At 38.5% G+C, this 17,657-nt stretch carries 24 protein-coding genes; all 24 read right to left on the bottom strand.

Annotation, left to right across the window (positions count from 1 at the left end; translation table 11 throughout):
• Positions 1-30: 30 nt before the first annotated feature.
• On the bottom strand, positions 31-834 hold the full coding sequence (locus MKY01_RS12390) for an AAC(3) family N-acetyltransferase (RefSeq protein ID WP_339286492.1): 804 nt from the start codon (positions 832-834) through the stop codon (positions 31-33).
• Positions 835-968: 134 nt separating this feature from the next.
• Positions 969-1,427, bottom strand: coding sequence for a DUF5662 family protein (locus MKY01_RS12385; protein WP_240767979.1), 459 nt, complete (start codon positions 1,425-1,427; stop codon positions 969-971).
• A 50-nt stretch (positions 1,428-1,477) separates the two neighbouring features.
• Complete coding sequence (locus MKY01_RS12380; RefSeq protein ID WP_127546045.1) at positions 1,478-1,996, bottom strand: AAA family ATPase; 519 nt, start codon at positions 1,994-1,996, stop codon at positions 1,478-1,480.
• A 54-nt stretch (positions 1,997-2,050) separates the two neighbouring features.
• Entirely contained in the window at positions 2,051-2,533 is a 483-nt protein-coding gene (locus tag MKY01_RS12375) for a DinB family protein (protein WP_127546042.1), read from the bottom strand.
• A complete protein-coding gene (locus MKY01_RS12370; RefSeq protein WP_339286491.1) occupies positions 2,530-3,258 on the bottom strand; it encodes a metallophosphoesterase family protein in 729 nt (242 codons plus the stop codon). The genes MKY01_RS12375 and MKY01_RS12370 overlap by 4 nt, the downstream gene beginning before the upstream one ends.
• Before the next feature lie 34 nt (positions 3,259-3,292).
• Complete coding sequence (locus tag MKY01_RS12365; RefSeq protein WP_339286490.1) at positions 3,293-3,949, bottom strand: DUF4367 domain-containing protein; 657 nt, start codon at positions 3,947-3,949, stop codon at positions 3,293-3,295.
• Between the two features lie 42 nt (positions 3,950-3,991).
• Entirely contained in the window at positions 3,992-4,546 is a 555-nt protein-coding gene (locus tag MKY01_RS12360; protein WP_339287148.1) for a helicase, read from the bottom strand.
• A gap of 79 nt (positions 4,547-4,625) precedes the next feature.
• Positions 4,626-5,021 carry a VOC family protein gene (locus MKY01_RS12355; RefSeq protein ID WP_339286489.1) on the bottom strand — a complete coding sequence of 132 codons (396 nt, stop codon included), beginning with the start codon at positions 5,019-5,021 and terminating at the stop codon, positions 4,626-4,628.
• A gap of 32 nt (positions 5,022-5,053) precedes the next feature.
• The gene (locus tag MKY01_RS12350; protein ID WP_339286488.1) at positions 5,054-5,581 is read right to left on the bottom strand and encodes a YfiT family bacillithiol transferase; all 528 of its coding nucleotides are present in this window, start codon (positions 5,579-5,581) and stop codon (positions 5,054-5,056) included.
• Between the two features lie 260 nt (positions 5,582-5,841).
• A complete protein-coding gene (locus tag MKY01_RS12345) occupies positions 5,842-6,168 on the bottom strand; it encodes a YxeA family protein (RefSeq protein ID WP_339286487.1) in 327 nt (108 codons plus the stop codon).
• A 12-nt stretch (positions 6,169-6,180) separates the two neighbouring features.
• Positions 6,181-8,109: an ABC transporter permease gene (locus tag MKY01_RS12340; protein WP_339286486.1), complete on the bottom strand. Its 1,929-nt coding sequence runs from the start codon at positions 8,107-8,109 to the stop codon at positions 6,181-6,183.
• A complete protein-coding gene (locus MKY01_RS12335; RefSeq protein WP_339286485.1) occupies positions 8,106-8,885 on the bottom strand; it encodes an ABC transporter ATP-binding protein in 780 nt (259 codons plus the stop codon). Before MKY01_RS12335 ends, MKY01_RS12340 begins: the two co-directional genes overlap by 4 nt.
• A 150-nt stretch (positions 8,886-9,035) precedes the next feature.
• Positions 9,036-10,088, bottom strand: a complete 1,053-nt coding sequence (locus MKY01_RS12330; RefSeq protein WP_339286484.1) for a sensor histidine kinase — start codon at positions 10,086-10,088, stop codon at positions 9,036-9,038.
• A gap of 11 nt (positions 10,089-10,099) precedes the next feature.
• The gene (locus tag MKY01_RS12325) at positions 10,100-10,783 is read right to left on the bottom strand and encodes a response regulator transcription factor (protein WP_282321777.1); all 684 of its coding nucleotides are present in this window, start codon (positions 10,781-10,783) and stop codon (positions 10,100-10,102) included.
• A gap of 200 nt (positions 10,784-10,983) precedes the next feature.
• Positions 10,984-11,385 carry an NUDIX hydrolase gene (locus MKY01_RS12320; protein WP_339286483.1) on the bottom strand — a complete coding sequence of 134 codons (402 nt, stop codon included), beginning with the start codon at positions 11,383-11,385 and terminating at the stop codon, positions 10,984-10,986.
• Between the two features lie 186 nt (positions 11,386-11,571).
• Positions 11,572-12,129 (bottom strand): HAD-IIIA family hydrolase, encoded by a 558-nt coding sequence (locus MKY01_RS12315; protein ID WP_339286482.1) that lies wholly within the window; start codon positions 12,127-12,129, stop codon positions 11,572-11,574.
• A gap of 366 nt (positions 12,130-12,495) precedes the next feature.
• Positions 12,496-12,708, bottom strand: a complete 213-nt coding sequence (locus tag MKY01_RS12310; RefSeq protein WP_339286481.1) for a helix-turn-helix transcriptional regulator — start codon at positions 12,706-12,708, stop codon at positions 12,496-12,498.
• A gap of 103 nt (positions 12,709-12,811) precedes the next feature.
• Positions 12,812-13,213 (bottom strand): GNAT family N-acetyltransferase, encoded by a 402-nt coding sequence (locus MKY01_RS12305; protein WP_339286480.1) that lies wholly within the window; start codon positions 13,211-13,213, stop codon positions 12,812-12,814.
• Positions 13,214-13,299: 86 nt separating this feature from the next.
• Entirely contained in the window at positions 13,300-13,674 is a 375-nt protein-coding gene (locus tag MKY01_RS12300; protein WP_339286479.1) for a resolvase, read from the bottom strand.
• A gap of 325 nt (positions 13,675-13,999) precedes the next feature.
• On the bottom strand, positions 14,000-14,323 hold the full coding sequence (locus MKY01_RS12295) for a hypothetical protein (protein ID WP_127546000.1): 324 nt from the start codon (positions 14,321-14,323) through the stop codon (positions 14,000-14,002).
• A gap of 236 nt (positions 14,324-14,559) precedes the next feature.
• On the bottom strand, positions 14,560-14,922 hold the full coding sequence (locus tag MKY01_RS12290) for a hypothetical protein (RefSeq protein ID WP_127545997.1): 363 nt from the start codon (positions 14,920-14,922) through the stop codon (positions 14,560-14,562).
• Positions 14,923-15,154: 232 nt separating this feature from the next.
• Positions 15,155-15,808 (bottom strand): DUF4304 domain-containing protein, encoded by a 654-nt coding sequence (locus tag MKY01_RS12285; RefSeq protein WP_339286478.1) that lies wholly within the window; start codon positions 15,806-15,808, stop codon positions 15,155-15,157.
• An 80-nt stretch (positions 15,809-15,888) separates the two neighbouring features.
• Complete coding sequence (locus tag MKY01_RS12280; RefSeq protein ID WP_339286477.1) at positions 15,889-16,431, bottom strand: GrpB family protein; 543 nt, start codon at positions 16,429-16,431, stop codon at positions 15,889-15,891.
• A 154-nt stretch (positions 16,432-16,585) separates the two neighbouring features.
• Entirely contained in the window at positions 16,586-17,572 is a 987-nt protein-coding gene (locus tag MKY01_RS12275; protein ID WP_339286476.1) for a phosphotransferase, read from the bottom strand.
• Positions 17,573-17,657 lie beyond the last annotated feature (85 nt).

Here is a 17,657-nt window from a genome sequence, read left to right as displayed (position 1 = left end):
ATTTCCCCCTTCTATCTTTTTTGAAATGATTCACTGCTCGATATGTTCTCTTCGATTACGATTCATCCATCCCAAAGCATAATCAATCATCTCTCTTTGGGGTATCAGATAACTCACAGATTCCCCTACCATTCCTTCGGTAACAGCGTTAGTCTGGATCTTAAACTCATTAAAAATCAATTCAAAATCATCTGATTCATTGTTAATATCATCGTATGTAGTCCATTGCTCAATTCCATCCACCAGCATTTTTACTCCCCAGACTTTTGGCTTAACAAATGAATTCTGCTGTTTATATTCGGCCAGGTGCAAGGAGGTGTTACTATTTGTAGGCGCACCAAGTAACAGAATGTATCCACTCAAATCATAGATTTTTCCTAACGGGGATTTCTCATTTAATGCATAATGCAAGTTGTGATCTTCCATTATCCGTTTGGCCTCTTTCCCCCAGGCAGCAAAAGACATGTGCGGATGTGAGCTTCGAAACACACCATCTTGCCTCCGAAACACCTCAGGAATGATACCCATATACGAGGTTGGTGTTAAATCAGGATAATAAATAGGCATGTTGTCTTTGATGAACTCAATTTCCTCTGAAGACAGGTTCGCGTCATGCTCTGAAGGTTCACAAAGATGTTCTGTTTGAGTGGGCATGACAATGGTTCCATTGGTTCCAACGGCTTCTTCCAGAGCTAAAATAACACTTACCGGGCCACCTATAACCTTACCTATTGCTTTGAAGGAGGAATGAACGATTATCGTCATGCCCTTCTTAACACCTAAGCCTCTTAAATCATTAATGAGCGTACTTTTTGTAATTCCAGCTGTTATCATATGAACTTTTCATCCCATGCTGTATTGATAATTCCCAGTCTAACATTCCATTCTTTCAGCATTTTTCGTTTTACGGCAGCCCGCTCTCCTATGGCCAATTCCAAAAACCGCATATCATTTTGGATCATCATTATTCACCTCTCTAATAAGTACTGCATAAGCGCTTCTCTCGTCATTGGATGCAGAATAACATCTTCCGAGTTCATCATACGTTCTGCCAAATTGGAATCTTTGACTCTGCGGCCCCATTTTCTTGAAAAAGATCTCCAGTCACATACCATTTCTATAAAATATTTTTTTGGCATAGGCAAAGCTTCTTTTGTAGTTCTGTTTACAATCCAATACTCCCAATGATGTTTATTATGATTCTGGTGATGTAACCATGCGTTCTTCCATCTTAGTTCTGTATCTTCATCTTTACGGCCCGCATAAAACTTGATTGCATAAGGGATAAATTCTTGAGGACAAAACTTGGATAAATCATGAAGCAGCCCTTGTACATATAAACCTTCATGCCAGCACTCGATTAAAACATTCAATTTATGTTCAGTTACATATAAAAAGTACCTCCAGTATGCAGAAAGCAATGTCATCCACACCCCCAGCTTCTTTTTACATTCTCTTCAATTCATACAGTGAACCCCTATTCACTTTTAAACAGCGTATTTATAATCATCTCGGCACATTCCTCAGGTGTATGCAGACTCGTATCCACCGAGTAGCTATACTGAATGTCGGAAGCCATGATTTGATGTTGCTCATCCGATTGCTCTTCTCTTCGATCCCCACGTTCGATGTTCCGCTGACGGCAGATGTCGAGGGGGCAATATAACTCAACGATATCCAGTGGATACCCTTCAAAAATCTGTTTGACTTGTTCATAATGCGGCGCGAGCTCCGGTCTTTCCACAAGAATGCCATCAATCAGAACATGCTTTCCATGGTCTGAAAATACTTTTGCCGTATGATACATCATTACAATCGCTTCACTCAGATACTTCCAGTAATCCGTCTGAAGATGTTTATCACCAATCGTATTTTCAAATAAATCATTAGCCACAACATAGAAAAACGGATCATCGTATGATTGCATCGCCTCGACAATTGAAGTTTTACCAGAGCTGGTTACACCGTTCAAAAATATAATTTTGCCTTTTTCCATGATGTTCATCTTCCTTTGCTTAAGTATAATTTTATAAACGTAATACAGCGTGTCCTACGTGTGTTTCATTGATTTTTTGAGCAGCATGATCTGGCCAATATGATAGGCATTATGAATACATAGATTTGATACAACTCCCCACCATGGCGCGTTGAAATAGGAAGGGATTTCACGGGTCAATTTATGTTCTTCGCTATCTTCAAGTGCCCTGTTCCAATCACCAAAGACGGTTTTTAGTCTATGTAATGTCTTGCCCCACTCCACATCATTCAGGTTAGACGGATCTATCTCGAATGTATCCTCATTATTCACTGAATGCTGCCCGTCGACCTGTTCGGCAATATATCTCTCAAGCCACTTCTCATTCCAGAAAATAAGATGATTGACGATCGCCCAGATGGAGTGCTCCCCCTCATTCTTTACATAAGCGGCCTCCGCCGCATTGAGGTCTGTCAAAATATCATGAAGCGGTATAAACCAGCTCTTGTCATGATAACAGGCGTTTAATTGGTCTATGAGAATAGTTTTGTAACTCATCGTTGCACCTCACTCAGATTAAACTTTGAATCAGAAGTTACGTAAGAACCATTTTGGTAAATTAAACCATTAAGTTGCATTCCATAGGCACATCCACCATCAATGCCTATCTTATCTTCACCAAACCAAATATTGGCTGTCCCGTGGATATCTATCGTTTTTGTATGTCCAAAAATAATGTTTCTGTGTAAATTTGTAAACGTATGTCGGATAAATTCATCTCTCATGTACATAAAATCATGATCTGATTGTTTCCTCCATTCTATGTAATTAGGATTTAATCCGGCATGAACGTAAATATGAGCTTCATCCTCATGGTATAGAGGTAATTCACTCAAAAAATCAATATGATGACCGTAATCTATTTTTATTGACTCTCTCGCATGCTCCAACATTCCATCAGAAATTTCGCCTTTAACATTACAATAGCTCTGAAGTGTTTGAATACCGCCGTGTTCAATAAACTTCGCTTTAATTACAGAACTTCCCTCATTTATTAAATCAACTAACCGTTGATCATGATTGCCTCTTAATGCAATCGCATGATGTTCATGAACTAATCTGATAACCTCTTTGACCACTTCTTTACTGTTAGGACCTCGATCCACATAGTCACCGAGCAAAATTAGTTGATCATATTTCGAATTGTAATTGATATCATGCAATAACTGATTAAATGGATCAATGCAGCCATGAATATCGCTAATCATTATCGTCCGATTCATAGAAACTCCTTTTAGAACAGTTATAATATAAAATTTATCCGTTCATTGACTTCGCAATCTTCATCACAAGATCTTCTGACATGTTTCCGCCAATGATCTCGTATTGCAACGCCTTCCCATGCACATCCTCTTCGATCCATATCAATTGGGAAGTTTCGTTATTGAAAATATAAAATGCTTGTACACCACGTACGGCTGCTTGTTTAACCTTAGTACCATCATGATCAGACAATGCGATCCGGCTCTTTGTTGTCCCGAAAATATTAAGTTTATAACCACCGTATTCTTTATAGGTGATGCTGATGCCCACAACCCTCTTATTGGGCTTCAAGTCGCGTATCACTACATTTCTGCCTGACCTGTTACTTTCTTCAATCATTTCATCAATTTCTTGCGGAGTTAAATTATCAAATCCATAAAATACATGAATGGCATCTATATCAGAATCAATCGGAAATTTCGGCTGCCATGGAGAATAATGTTTCTGCAATTGTTTCAAACCGTCTTCCCATGGAATGGGTGCATAATTGGTCTGTTGCGTGAATTGATTTTCTATAACATCTGCGGTATAAATCGCCTTCCCCTCACCAGGCTTTAAGTCAAAGACGATTCGGTCAATCGCATGATCATTGCGTAAGGATTCAATTTGAATTTTTCCAAGCACATCTCCGCTTTTGTTTTTGATATCCATTGGTCTTTCACTCCTTTGTTTTCAAAAATACCTTTCTGATCTTCATGCTATAGAAAGCTGAGACCTACAGAAGATAAAACGATCATGAGGACTCCAAATATGCAAATCGTCGGCAAGATATCCTCGTAACCATAACTTGTCGTTTATTCGTCTGAGATAAAAACCTTTTGGAAATTCATTATCCTCCGTAAGGGCTGCAGATGCTATGGTAATGGAGCCGGACGGAGCTTTGTTACCCTCTGAAATATTGGTAGAACATATCTCAGGCTGATCCAAACATTGCATTCTTAGATAAGGTCCTAACTCAACCGGACAACATTCTAGCCCAAGATCATTTGCTCTTCGAAAGAGCTGAAAAGTCGTAGCACCATCCGAAAATCCAAGTTGTCTGACGGTCAACTCAACCGTTTGCAAGCTTTGCTTTGTACCGGAAACTACAAATCTCTCATCATTTAACAACTGTTCTCCATATTTATTCAATAAAATAGAGTATTGGTCCAGTTTCTGAATAAGCTCTGGCTTTGTTAAACCGCCAACGTCTACCGTTCTTATTTCAACTGAACAGTCAGGGTATACTTTTTCGTCTTCAATCAATATCCGTATCCCCCTAATCTAGTTCTGAATCCGTTTACATACAGATCCTAGGTAAGTGATAGTAGCAGACCAAGGCTCCTCATTAAAAATTCAATTCACAATCATGGTGTTCCCACACATCAAATAAGTTACCGTCCAGATCTTCTAACACAAAAAACTTCCCATACTGTCCCTCATCACTAACAGCCCCTACTTTCACATTCTCTGATATTAAGTAGTCATGTAAAGAACCAATGTCATCAGCGAAAAATGTAATGACCCATCTCTTTTTCAGATGTACTTCAAATGTCGCTCGTGTTTCATTATCGCTTTGGATCAAGTCCAAAATTGGGCGATTCCCCCGAAATAAACTCAAATATCCTTCGCGTTGGTGGCGTATGTTAAATCCAAAATGTTTTACAAACCAGGCGGCTGACACTTCTAAATCTTTCACTGGAATTACATTATATGCTATGCCCAGAATCCTTCCATTCCCCATATGTTACCTCCACACTTGAGATGTATAAAACCCTACCACCTCTGCGATGTTATACAAGATTTAATTTGAGCAATATGATGCTGCCCGTGCCATACAAATCTTTGTAGAGCAATATCCAATGAAATTGTACTTAACACTTCTGTTCGGAGTTTTCGTCTAAACTGATCGGGATGTAGCCCTTGCAGCAACGTGAGGAATCGCTTGTGCAGTATCTCCATCAACAAAATTGAATCTTCGATTGGCGTATTCCTGTAATCATGTAATGATGCCCATAAATCCTCTCGATATGAGCTTGCCATCGGTTCATCTTCAGTCAAGGCTCTCTTAAATCTGATATAAGCGTTCATGTCATTGTCCGCCAAATGGTGCACAATTTGTGTGATTGTCCAACCGCCATTACGATAAGGAGTACAACGTTGTTCATCATTGAGATGTTGTGTAATCTCTCTTAAGGTCTTCGTAATTCCGGAAATTTGACCTATGATGTGGATTCGGTCCTCATTAGAGAATTTAAGACTTGGCTCAAAGTGTCCTATCGGAAAGCGTGTTTTTTCATCCAAGGTTGACCATCTCTCCATTTCTCTACTATAGTACCAAATCATATCCAATATAACCCACAATGTTCCATTTGCGAAGTGTAAAAGCAAAAAAAAGAAGCAACCTTTGTTCCCAGGCTACTCCTTATATTAAACTACTCTCATATCTGTATCCTTAGCCATTTCACAAGATACCAAGCGGCCTAGGCTCCGTTCATCTCACCCCGGAAATTCGGCCTACTGCAATACATCCTTCGTAAGAATGGATAAGACGCTCCCTCTCTTTAATTCGATGTCATTTCATCCTCTTTGATAAACTTATAGTCTGCTGTGTAGGTACCTTTGGCGAGTACTTTTAAAAATGTGCCTTGATCGAGTCTGGTACTGGTGCTGAATACCACTCGTTTTGTCTCTCCACTTTCGGTGACCCCCTGCTCCCTATACTTATATCTGCCGTCATCATCTACAGGTTCATCTTGAACCTTAACATATGCATATTCCTCTTTAATCATTGGATTAAAACGATCAAATGGCTCACGCATGAAGAGATAGAGACCAGCAATCATAACGATAGCAACGAGACAAGAAAAAAGGATTCTTTTTTTCATCATTGTTCTTCCTTTCTATAGAGCATTGATAACGATATTTTTGTAATATTGAATGGTAACGACCGTAAACACTAAATAGATCACGATATATGCTGCCATACTAATGAGGATTGGAGTAAGCATACTTGTAGCGATGAGTATGGAACTTACCTTCAAGGCAAAAGCAGCGTGAGTTAGCCCAATGCCAAGCGGAATTAAATAAACAAAGAGCTGTTTACGGATGATGCCTTTCATCATATCGTCTACTTGAAATCCGAGTTGGCGCAGTGTCCGATAATGAGGTTTCTCTTGTTCGGCCTCGGTCATTTGTTTAAAGTACAAGATACTTCCCGTTGAAAGAATAAATACCAAGCCTAGAAAGCCGGCAATGAAAATGAGGAGTCCGAAGTTTTGACGTGATCCCTCGTATGTGGAATAAAAGTCCCTGAGTAACAGGTCACTGTCCACGCTCGTTCGAAAGATATCTGAAGCGATATCTGTTTTCTCCGTATCCAATACGTTAAACACCTCAAATGTCACCAATTCTTTGAATTCATCCTCCTGAATGCTGTCTCTCATTCGCTCGAAGGTTTCTTGAGAAACAAGTAATTGATAGCCATGAAGAATGTAATTCATCACATTATTAAGCTCAGACTTCGAGATGGTTATTAGATTAACTTCATCGTTTGAAGCGTACTGCACCTCTTTTGGAGATAATACCTCCATGCTTTCTATAATGGCTCGCGAACTATGATAGATGGCTTCACCATCTTGGGGACGCTTCAGATCTAATCCAACCTGTGCCATCTGCTCTGCTGAGAAAAGTAAAAACGGTCTGTTACGATGGCTTGGTTTTGAATTCTGATTCTGATCCACCCATGCACCATGAAATCGAATCGCATCCACTTGATGATAATCAAATTCAATCTGTGCCTCTTCTAACTTACTTGTGATCACAGCGGCTTCCTCAGGCATATTTTCTACTGCAAAATCAAAAGGCATCGCTAATCTTACATCCTTTTCAATGGAATAATATAAGGAATAGGATAGTGAAATCATTGTAATGGTCATCGCAGACAAGATCGTGATTAAGGTTAACGAATTGGCGTGACCTTTCATTCTGTGCATTAGAGATGCGATCGAGAGACTGTTAACCAGGCCGAGATTTCCATTTTGCCTTTTTCGATAAACATATAATATCCAGCTTATGGTTGTATGGAAGACTAAATAGGTTCCAAGTATGGTACTGACGAGAACAATTAACATGATAAAAATCAGCGCATCTGCATTGTATCCAATAAGAGTTGACACATAATAACCAAACCCGATCAGACCTATTCCGGCTGCCCCTAAAATGGCTGACACGATGCTTGGACGTTTGACAAAACTTTCATTTTGATGATTAGCCTGAAACAATTGCAGCAATGTATTGCGATATACTATCCATATGATTTGTAAGGTTGTAACCGCAAGCAAGCAGGTAAATACAGCAATCGTTTGAATAAATGCCTGACCTGAGAAGGTTAATCCAAACTTGGCATTAAGCCCTAACAGGTTCATTAACAGCAAGAGAAAGAGTCGTGAGAGCATGGTTCCAACAAATGTTCCGATCAATAAAGCCCCCAGGCCAAGTATGGTGTGCTCCAGGATCAGTACCCGAGCGACCCAAGCCTTGGACAAACCTATTAACTGATACAATCCGATTTCTTGACTACGCCTTCTGATAAAAATATTCGTCGCATACATCGTAAACACAATGGTGATGAGAATAAGCAATATGCCTGCGATCTGAAAAGCCGTTGAGAAGTTTACGCTGGTTTGAACGGTTTCCATGACGGTTTGATCGTTTTGCAGGGTCGAAAAGATAAAATATAAGCTGATGCTGAAAATCATCGCGAAAAAATAAAGATAATACATCTTGATGTTTTTCCGCGTGCTGCGCATCACCAGTTTCCAGATGTTCATTTCGGGCTGCCCCCTCCAAGAACGGCCTGCATATCCAGAATGTCTTTGAAGAACGTTTCTCTCGTTTTCTCTCCCCGGTACAATTCAGCAAAAACCTTTCCATCCTTCAGAAAAACGACCCGGCTACAATAACTGGATGCCAGCGGGTCATGTGTAACCATAACAATGGTGACTTGTCGTGTCTGGTTGATCTCATGTAAATTTTCTAATAGATTAGAGGCTGCTTTGGAATCCAGGGCACCGGTAGGCTCATCCGCAAAAACAAGCGAAGGCGAATGAATTAACGCTCTTGCCGCAGAGGTACGCTGTTTTTGGCCGCCTGAAATTTCAGTAGGATACTTATCCGCTAATTCCTTAATGCCTAAAATCTCTGCAATCTCATTAAACTCATGTTCTGCTTCGATTTTGCTCATGTTGGTTAAAGACACCGGCAGCAAAATATTTTCTTTGACCGTTAACGTATCAAGCAAATTATAATCCTGAAAGATAAAACCTAAATGCTGACGACGAATATCTGAAAGCTGTCTATCCTTCATTCTGGAAATCTCGTACTCTTGTATGAAAATTTCTCCATCCGTGGGACGGTCAATGGTTGCTAAAGTATTGAGAAGGGTGGTTTTGCCTGAGCCTGAAGGTCCCATAATGCCAACAAACTCTCCTTCTGTCACGCGAAGGTTGATGCCTTGTAACACCTGTTGAGCATTTCCCTTTGAACCATATGATTTACGTAGTCCCTCAGCAAGTAAAACGGTCTTCGGTGTGATTTGATCTTTCATCCCATACACTCCAATCAAGTTGTTCTATACACAGTGTAATTCTTTTATGCCTCTTGGTCGTAAGCTTTAGGTGATAAAATGGGACCCAATGTGATATTTTTGTCACCTTGCCAAAATAAAAAGCAGTCAGGTTTACATATCCTAACTGCTTCATTCATGCCTATTATTCAGGGGTGATCGTCTAATCCGTTCAAATGGATTGTCACTAGAGAATATCATCCCAATCGATGTACCTTCGCCAACAGCTGTAGCAACCTCAAGTCGAATGTGTAATTTCTTGCTTATTTCTTTTGCAAGATAAAGTCCCATTCCAGTGGCCGAGTGCTGAACCCTCCCATTTTCCCCAGTAAAGCCTTTATCAAATATACGTGGCAGATCATGTGTTTGAATGCCGGGTCCTTCATCCATAATCGATACCATGACATTTTCATTTTCTTGGAGATCAATATGAATGGATACCTTACCATCTGTTGGACTGTACTTAATCGCATTTGTTAAAAGCTGTCTCATCACAAATCCGCACCACTTTTTATCCGTGTACACGGTAGCAGCGGTATTCCCCGTCACCTCGATGGTTATATTTTTTTCCATACACCATGTTGATAGCTCACGCACTTCTTCTCTTATCAAATCTTGCACTTTCCGCTTGTCCGGGAGCAAGTCTGAGTCTAAGTTCGCTAATCGCGAAATATAAAGCTGCCGGTCGATCAATAAGTGCATTCTCAACCAAGGAGCATTTAACCTTTGTACTAACTCATTAGAACGGTGACCATCCATGATGATCTTCATCGCTGTAAGGGGCGTTTTCACTTCATGAACCCATGAGGAAAGGTCATCATGATCCATTCGTTGAGTTAACTGGTCCTCACGACGTTTGTTTAGATCATACTCATGAATGTTTTGCAAAAGGGTATACATCACCCCGTCAGGAAAACGACGTTGGGGTTCCGGGATGCTTTCAAACCAGTCTTCTCCCAAATCATTAAAAAGGGTATGCAAAGACTTATAATAGACTGTTTCCTTCTTATATCTCCATATCAAAAAAATAATACAGATGGTTAGAAACAATGTATTTAAATAGATAAGGGAATGAGGCTCCACATCTATACCGGCGTCAAATTGTATCAAAGCATTCGTGAGCAGAAGCAATAACCCCATTATGCCGATCCAACTTTTTTTATAAAAGAGATAAGCAATGAACAATGTGAAACCTCCTAAAGCGTAACGGCCATATACCCCAGACCTTTTTTAGTTACAATCCCCTCGGCTAAATGGAGAGAAGCGAGCTGTTGCCGTAACCTTGTGATGTTGGCAGTGAGCGTATTGTCATTAATATATTGATCATCATCCCAGAGCCTTTTCATCAGTTCATGACGTGAGATGACCTTGTTATTGGACCTTACTAATATTGATAGAATAAAAAACTCATTTCTTGTCAGGCTAATAGTTTTCCCATCCTTATGAATTTCGCAACTTTTCAAATCAATAATCGCTTGATTCCACTCCATTACATCAGAGGATGCTTCTTCATATGTATACGCTCGACGAAGAATTGCCTGAACCTTGGCGAGAAGTACATCCATATGAAAAGGCTTCTGAACGTAATCGTCCGCCCCTAAGTTCATGGCCATCACCATATCTGTCGGATGATCTCTTGATGAGAGAAAGATAATCGGAACTTTGGACACGGCACGTATCTCTCTACACCAATGAAAACCGTCAAACTTGGGCAGCTGTATATCAATAATCACTAAGTGAGGCCGATGATCTACAAAGGAATCCATCACATGCGAGAAATCACTTGGGTAACTTACTTCATATGACCACTGACTTAACCCTTCTCTAAGTGCCTCTAGGAGAAGAGGGTCATCCTCAATAATGAAGATATTCATATTCATGTATAACCCTCCTTATCTTGTATCACATACTTAATTATTCTAAATTAATCACAATTAGAAAACTAGCGCAATTAAACCTGAGTTACGAAGGTACATTCATATAAAAAGCGCCCTTATCTTGGGTCGAATGGTGTTTGTCTAAAACATCACCAACCAAGATAGGAGCGACTTTAAGGTGGAGTCTATCATAATGGATGCCCTTATTCTGAAAATTCAATCAAAAATGGATGGCTTTGCTCATCTAATGCATTATGAATTCTTTCATAGAAATTCCCCCATGTTATCATTTGCCCAGCTTCTTCTAAAGTAAAGTAGCCCACTTCTTCACTTTCATCACTGGTAGTTAAAGCTCCACCAATCGGTTTTCCAGTAAATATATTGTTGCATACGCCACGCGTTATGTTCTGATACAATCCACAAAATTTAATTAATTCAATGTCAATCCCTGTTTCCTCTTTCACTTCTCGAACTGCTGTCTGCCTAATAGTCTCTCCTTCTTCAACACAACCTTGAGGCATTTCCCAACCTCTTCGACCTTTCATAAGTAAAATCTCATTATGTTCATTGAGAACGATTACACTAGCAGAAACGATAAATTTCATTCTAATTCCTCCTATAAAATTATTTTTTTTAATAATCATACAAATAAAATCCAATATTTACTATTCTTCAATGTCTTATCTCTACATCTAACATAGTTTTTATAGGCTCTTTTCCAAGTTTTTCTGTTAGTATCTATCTGATATTACGTTCCCATATTCACAACCCAAGCAGACCTTAGATAGTTCCTATCTTAGGTCCGCTTCAATCGTTCCTTCCAGACTAATAATATAATTAACTGCTTCTTCGAAATCACTTGCAATAAAATCCGCTTCTGTGTTTGACCATTTATGTCTGTATTTATTTAAAGCTTCATTCCCTGCTCCAGTCAAAACTAATATCTTTTTGCATCCAGCATGATGACCTGCTAAAATATCAGACCATCGATCGCCAATTACAATACATTTACTTAAATCTAAATTGTTTTTCTTAGCAGCGTCAAGTAACATTCCTGGGTTCGGTTTGCGGCATTCACATCTCTCCGTATGTTGATGCGGACATATAAAAACATTATCAAAGCCAAATTCTATCATTTCTCTTACAAATGCTTCTTTTGTAGCTTCACCTCTTGAAATACCGGGCTGGTTCGTAAATCCATACAGTTTAATTCCAAGTGCTTTTAATTTTTCCAGAGATTTTTTAGTGTATGGAAACAATTCAAATTCCCCCGGGTAAAGGACTTCATCTGAACCACCGATCGTTCCATCACGATCGATAAAAACTGCTTCTACAGTGAATGCTCTCATAATTAACCTCCAATTATCGGATTTTGATCATTTATAAATACACCTTCACTAAGCTTTACGATAACGTTTCTGTAATCACCACTCGAGACCAACATTAAGATTATCTCTTGGAAAACATCTAAGAATTGATTCTAAATCTAACTAAAGTCTGTCTTCAAACCACTGTTATTCCTCCCTGATTTTAACATTAGCGATAATCTCACAAAACGTTCCCGTACTCACGACGTTCATTTTTAAATATGTAATCTGGAGCGCTTCCATAAAATACACTTCCCGCAGACTATGGCTCCGTTAAAAGCCATATCATGAATATAATGTTATACGTCGGAATCGATTCTCTGATTGGCTAACATGTTATTTTCTTTTTTAACTTAGTTTCGGATCTTCTAAATACTCCAATAGATCTCCAGGCTGGCATCCCAGTGCCGTACATAATTTATCGATTACTTCTAAAGCCACATATTCATTCGTATTGAGTTTTGCCATCGTTGCCGATGAAATCCCCGTCATTTTCAATAAATCCTGCTTCTTAATCTCCCTGTCAATCAATAATTTTTGAAATGGTTTATAACTTATCATCTGGTATCCCTTCATATCCGAATTGAAGCTTTATATAGCGACCTTCTCAAAAACAAATCCATCTATAATCAATTCTCATCTGATCGGAATCTTTACTTCAATGCTATACCATATCTGAAATAAACATGGCTTTAGTTCCTTCTTCTGGCTTAAATCCAAATAATCCATAGAATTTTTCTGCACTATCATAGGATATAAGCACTTTTGTTTTGATATTAGAATATCGACTAAGCATTTGTTCCATCATTCTCTTTCCAATTCCTAATGATTGATATTCTTTGTGTACTAACATGTAATGAAAATATACTGTCATCACGCCGTCAGACAATGCATTTATTAAGCCAACTAATTTGGTACCATCCCATGCAGTAATAACCGTATGCGAGTTGTTTATTGCTTGTCTCAGATCTTCTGGGAAATCTCCTGATTTCCAGTCCACCGAATGAAACAGTTCTTGAATTGCCTGTGTATCAATGTCTTTTATTTCTTTGAAAATAATTGTCATAATATTGCTCCTATGCTTGTTGTTTTGATTGGTAGTATTGGATACCCGTTCTTATATCCACGATGTCCCACCACGTTAATCAGCTTCTATCTAATCCTACCTAATCCTCTATCAGCCTCTAATTGAAGTTGCATGGTTTTAGGTCCCATATACTCTTGTGCAGCCCGAAGAATCTTTTCGTCGTTACCCAATATTTCCAATACCGTAACTGAAAAAATGCTATCAATTAAGTAATCATCTTTGCAATTAGATACTTCTTCAAAATAATCAAAAATACTTTCTAGAAGCTTGTTATTTCTATTCTCGCTTAATAACTTAATAATCTCCGGCATGAATATTCCCTCAATTATGACAGTATCTAATACCATACCGTGATTCTCAATTGATTTTTTATAATCAGTACTAGTGGAAGGGAAGAAATTTAACATCATCTTTAAAAATTCCTCCGATTTTTTAATCATGAATCCCCACTCCTCTGTATAAACTGTCTTTGAATTACGATGACGCAAGTCTGAAAATTTTTATATTTGATTCTGTTCTTTAACACAGTTCTTAACAGAGGTTTTTGCTAATGTTCTTGTGTTCACGACGTCCCACCGACTTAAAGAGACGAAGTCGCTGGGCGTGATGCGCTTAGTCGGTGCGGATGTGTACGGCTGATTCCACTTCCCTGCAGCTACCAAATACTTCTCCGAATCCTCATCTTACTTTGGCCGGACCGAGCTCCGAATGACTCGAAGAGTGAGATGGATCAGACTTCTGCGAATTACTAACCATTATCCATTTTTAGAAGGCCCATCTATGCTCCTCTGGCAAACACTCATCACAAAGTAATTGCCCTTCAACAACAGCTCCATTATTGAGTTCATCAATATGATTTGGTTTTTCTCTATCAGTTGCCCATGAATTACATTTTGCGCACCTTCCGCAATTCATTGCTTCTGGATCGAGATATACAGAGGAAGTGCTCTCCCAATGTAATTTCAAATCTCTCCTTATTTTAATTTCATTTTCTAGTACAGGAGTCAAGTCCCCATCGATTTCTTTATATTCTTCGTCAGTTAAGTCAATTAGATAAGCTATATTCACAAGATATGTCTTCTTACTCATTTCTTTCATCCTTTGATTTTCATGGTTTATACGTTCTTCTGGCCTTTCGCATAACGTTCGTGCATTCACGACGCCTCAACGGCTTAAGGTCGGCAGGCCGAGTGGCTCCGCTACTTATCCAGTGCAGGGTTGATCGCCTGACACCGCTTCCTGGTTCCTTACCATCTGGCGACCCAAGGAACGTATAGGTCCGATGGGTGAAAAAAATGTTTCCTGCTGTTGTCGACATCATCGAGTTACATTCTAAAGCTCTTATCCGTTGTAGACATCAAGTAGATATTTGGCTTGGTTTCTAATAATAAGGTTTTTATAGTATCTTCATCATTTAGTATAATCTTTAATATTTCCTTTGTATTAGATTTTTCTATTTCCATTCCAACCACATTTTCAAAACTAAGATCATAGATAGAGCTATTATTCACCTTAAGATGTAACGATAAAGTTCCATAAGCTGGTTGAAGCAAACATACTAGAGTAACATCATTCCTTTTCAGTGAAAAGAACAAATTATTATAATACCATGGCACTTCTTCATCAAAAATTTTAGGTTCTGACTCGAATAATTCGACTAATTCATAGTCTTTGGGAAATGGGTTCACTTCTTTAAAGTTCCTTTCACAATAGCTTTTATATTGTTCTGAATGTATTCCCAGTAATTGCAGATAACGTTACTGTATGCACGTCTCTTCCTCCGACTTAAGCGACCAATGGGAGCGGCCACGATGCGGTTAATCGGTAGGGATGTGGCCGCTAAATACATTTCCTTGCCATTCCCCTTCGGCGGACCGAGGAGCCGTTAGGCTCCGCACGGATATGATGTTAGATGATGTCTCACAAATTCCCTCGACCTATGGCCTCAAAGTCCTTAATGAGTCCTGTTGCTTTCCCAATATTATTTAATCCCCATTGAGCATATTCTTTCGCATCCCTATCATTACCTAGAAATTTATGCGTTCGTGCAATTAACAAAACCAACCTTAAATCAAGTGGAGCTCCAAAATCTTCAATCTTCTTAGATCTAGCTATTATCTCGGCCAATGAAATTGATGTAATCATCCTAGGAAAATCATTGAATTGAGAAAAATAACTCATTCCTTGATCTAAAAATAACTGTTTCATTTCATTTATAGTAACTATCGTATCCTCCTCTGTTTCTCCGTATTGAAACCATTTTTCACGCTCCACTGTAAAAAATCTCTTAAACAAATTTTCTTTTTTATTAATACGTTTTCTGAATTCACAATCATAGGTCGTGATTTCATTTGAAGACTTAAATTCACCAATAGAATTAGGGAGGAATTCTAGATGCACTCCCATCTCCATAACACAAGATCCACCGGATTTATCTGCCTGAATCACCAGAGTATAAATAAAGTGATTATCAGTTGTCTTAACAAAATGATGATCGGTTCCTATAAACCCAGCCTCATGTAGTTTTGAAGCAAAATACACCCTGATTAGCTTTCTAAAATCTTTAGTATTCACGTTTTCATATCCTTTGTGAGATTTTCGATAACGTTGTTTTATTCAATTAGTTATCGGATGTCTTAGTTCCATTGAGCAACCTACAAATTCTTTCCATATTCATTAAGTACTTTATTTACAAATTCGGTCTTCCCATCCGTATAAGACTGACGATTTTCTCCATATTTAATAGCAAGTTCTTTCTTTAGATTGCCATATTCGACTACAAATTCGGGATTGCTAATTAATGCATCTCTGAACGATATATGTCTTAATAACTCTTTGCTCTCTTTATTACAAACATATAAATGATGTTCAGGTTTCTGTATTTTTACTATACTATAAGGAACATTTGCATCTTTTCTTGCAAAAGCTTCTCTGTTCTCAACACCCAAATTCCCTTCATGATAGTAACCTAAACTTTCTAATCCTTGAATTACATCTGGAAGCAAGCCCATAGAATCAATTACTACATCAATATCTAAAATAGGTTTTGCCGCTAGTCCAGGTGCTGCGGTACTACCAACGTGCTCAATTCTAAGTACTAGATCCCCGAGTCTTTGTTCTATGATGGATTTCAGATCAGAAAACATTTCAGGCCATTCATTGTTGTAATCTTCAATAATTATTGTTTTTTCACTCATCCTTGAGATGCCCCCAAAAAATAAAGTATTTACGCATATTTCCGATAACATTCCTGTATCTACGAACCCGAGAAGCGTAAGATGTATCGCGCCGGTTCCGACGGATATAACCTCGCAGGGCTGTCGCTGACTAGTCCGAATTAACCCACAATCATTATTTAAAGATAGTTGTGAATATCTCTTCGAGATTCTCCCACTCATTCCCTATCCAAATCATTTCCTCGATAAACCGACTCATTGCTTTATCTTGACTATACTTTTCATGTACCCACTTAAACTCTTTGTACCAAGTTAATTTAATCGATAGTACCAACTGTTCTATCGTAAGATTAGTATGAATTCTATAACCATCAATATATGCCCTAGTTGACTCGACATTTAATTTCCCGTCATCTAAAAGTGCACTTGAGAGTATTGCGCGGGAAATGTCGAAATCTGAATATACGTAGTGTAGTCTATCAAAATCTAAAATATCTTCTAGCCTATCTTCGTGAAATAATAAATTGTCGACATGCATATCCCAATGCGCCCATCCTTTAGCACACTCATTGAATATATCCAAATCTAATTCTTTAAGAATAATTCTTTGATTCTCTATAGCTTCTATGTATCTTTGATTAGTCATTTTTTTCATTTCATTTAGATTTGCTAGTATCTTTTCAAACATCTTTGCCTTTGAAGGCAACTCCCACTGTAAGTATGGTAATTTCGGCATATGTGTTTTCATCCACATATGCATACGACCAGTAGCCTCACCAAGACTATACATCTGAAGACTGTTTAATTGCCCTGCTTTTATTAAATGTCCTGTGCTAACACCAGAAATCATATATTCCTCGCCGGAAAATGTGGTATGAATATACTCACTGTTGTAACTATATACTGGCTGACAAGGAATTCCATCAAGATGCATAAGATGTTGATACTTCAGTGCGTCTCTAACCCCATCTAATCCGCGTCGATACCTTATCTTGCAATATTGTTTAACAAAGATGGGCCCAATGTTAGTTGTCATAATCCACTTTAAATTACCATAACCCAAATAGTTTGATTCAACTGCATGTACAATCCATCCATATTTTGTTTCGATATCTTTCATAATTTCGTTTTGTACAGATTCAGTATTTATAACACTCATCATTTCACCATCTTTCGAATAAATTTATTCTATTCACGACTCGAGAGTCTTAAGTGACCGAAGCGAACGGGTTCCCAGACTTATGCTC

This window comes from Paenibacillus sp. FSL R5-0486 (genome assembly GCF_037975155.1).
GTDB classification, from domain to species: Bacteria; Bacillota; Bacilli; order Paenibacillales; family Paenibacillaceae; genus Paenibacillus; species Paenibacillus amylolyticus.
The sequence above is the reverse complement of the archived record's forward strand: the minus strand, read 5'-3'. Positions and strand labels throughout refer to the sequence as shown.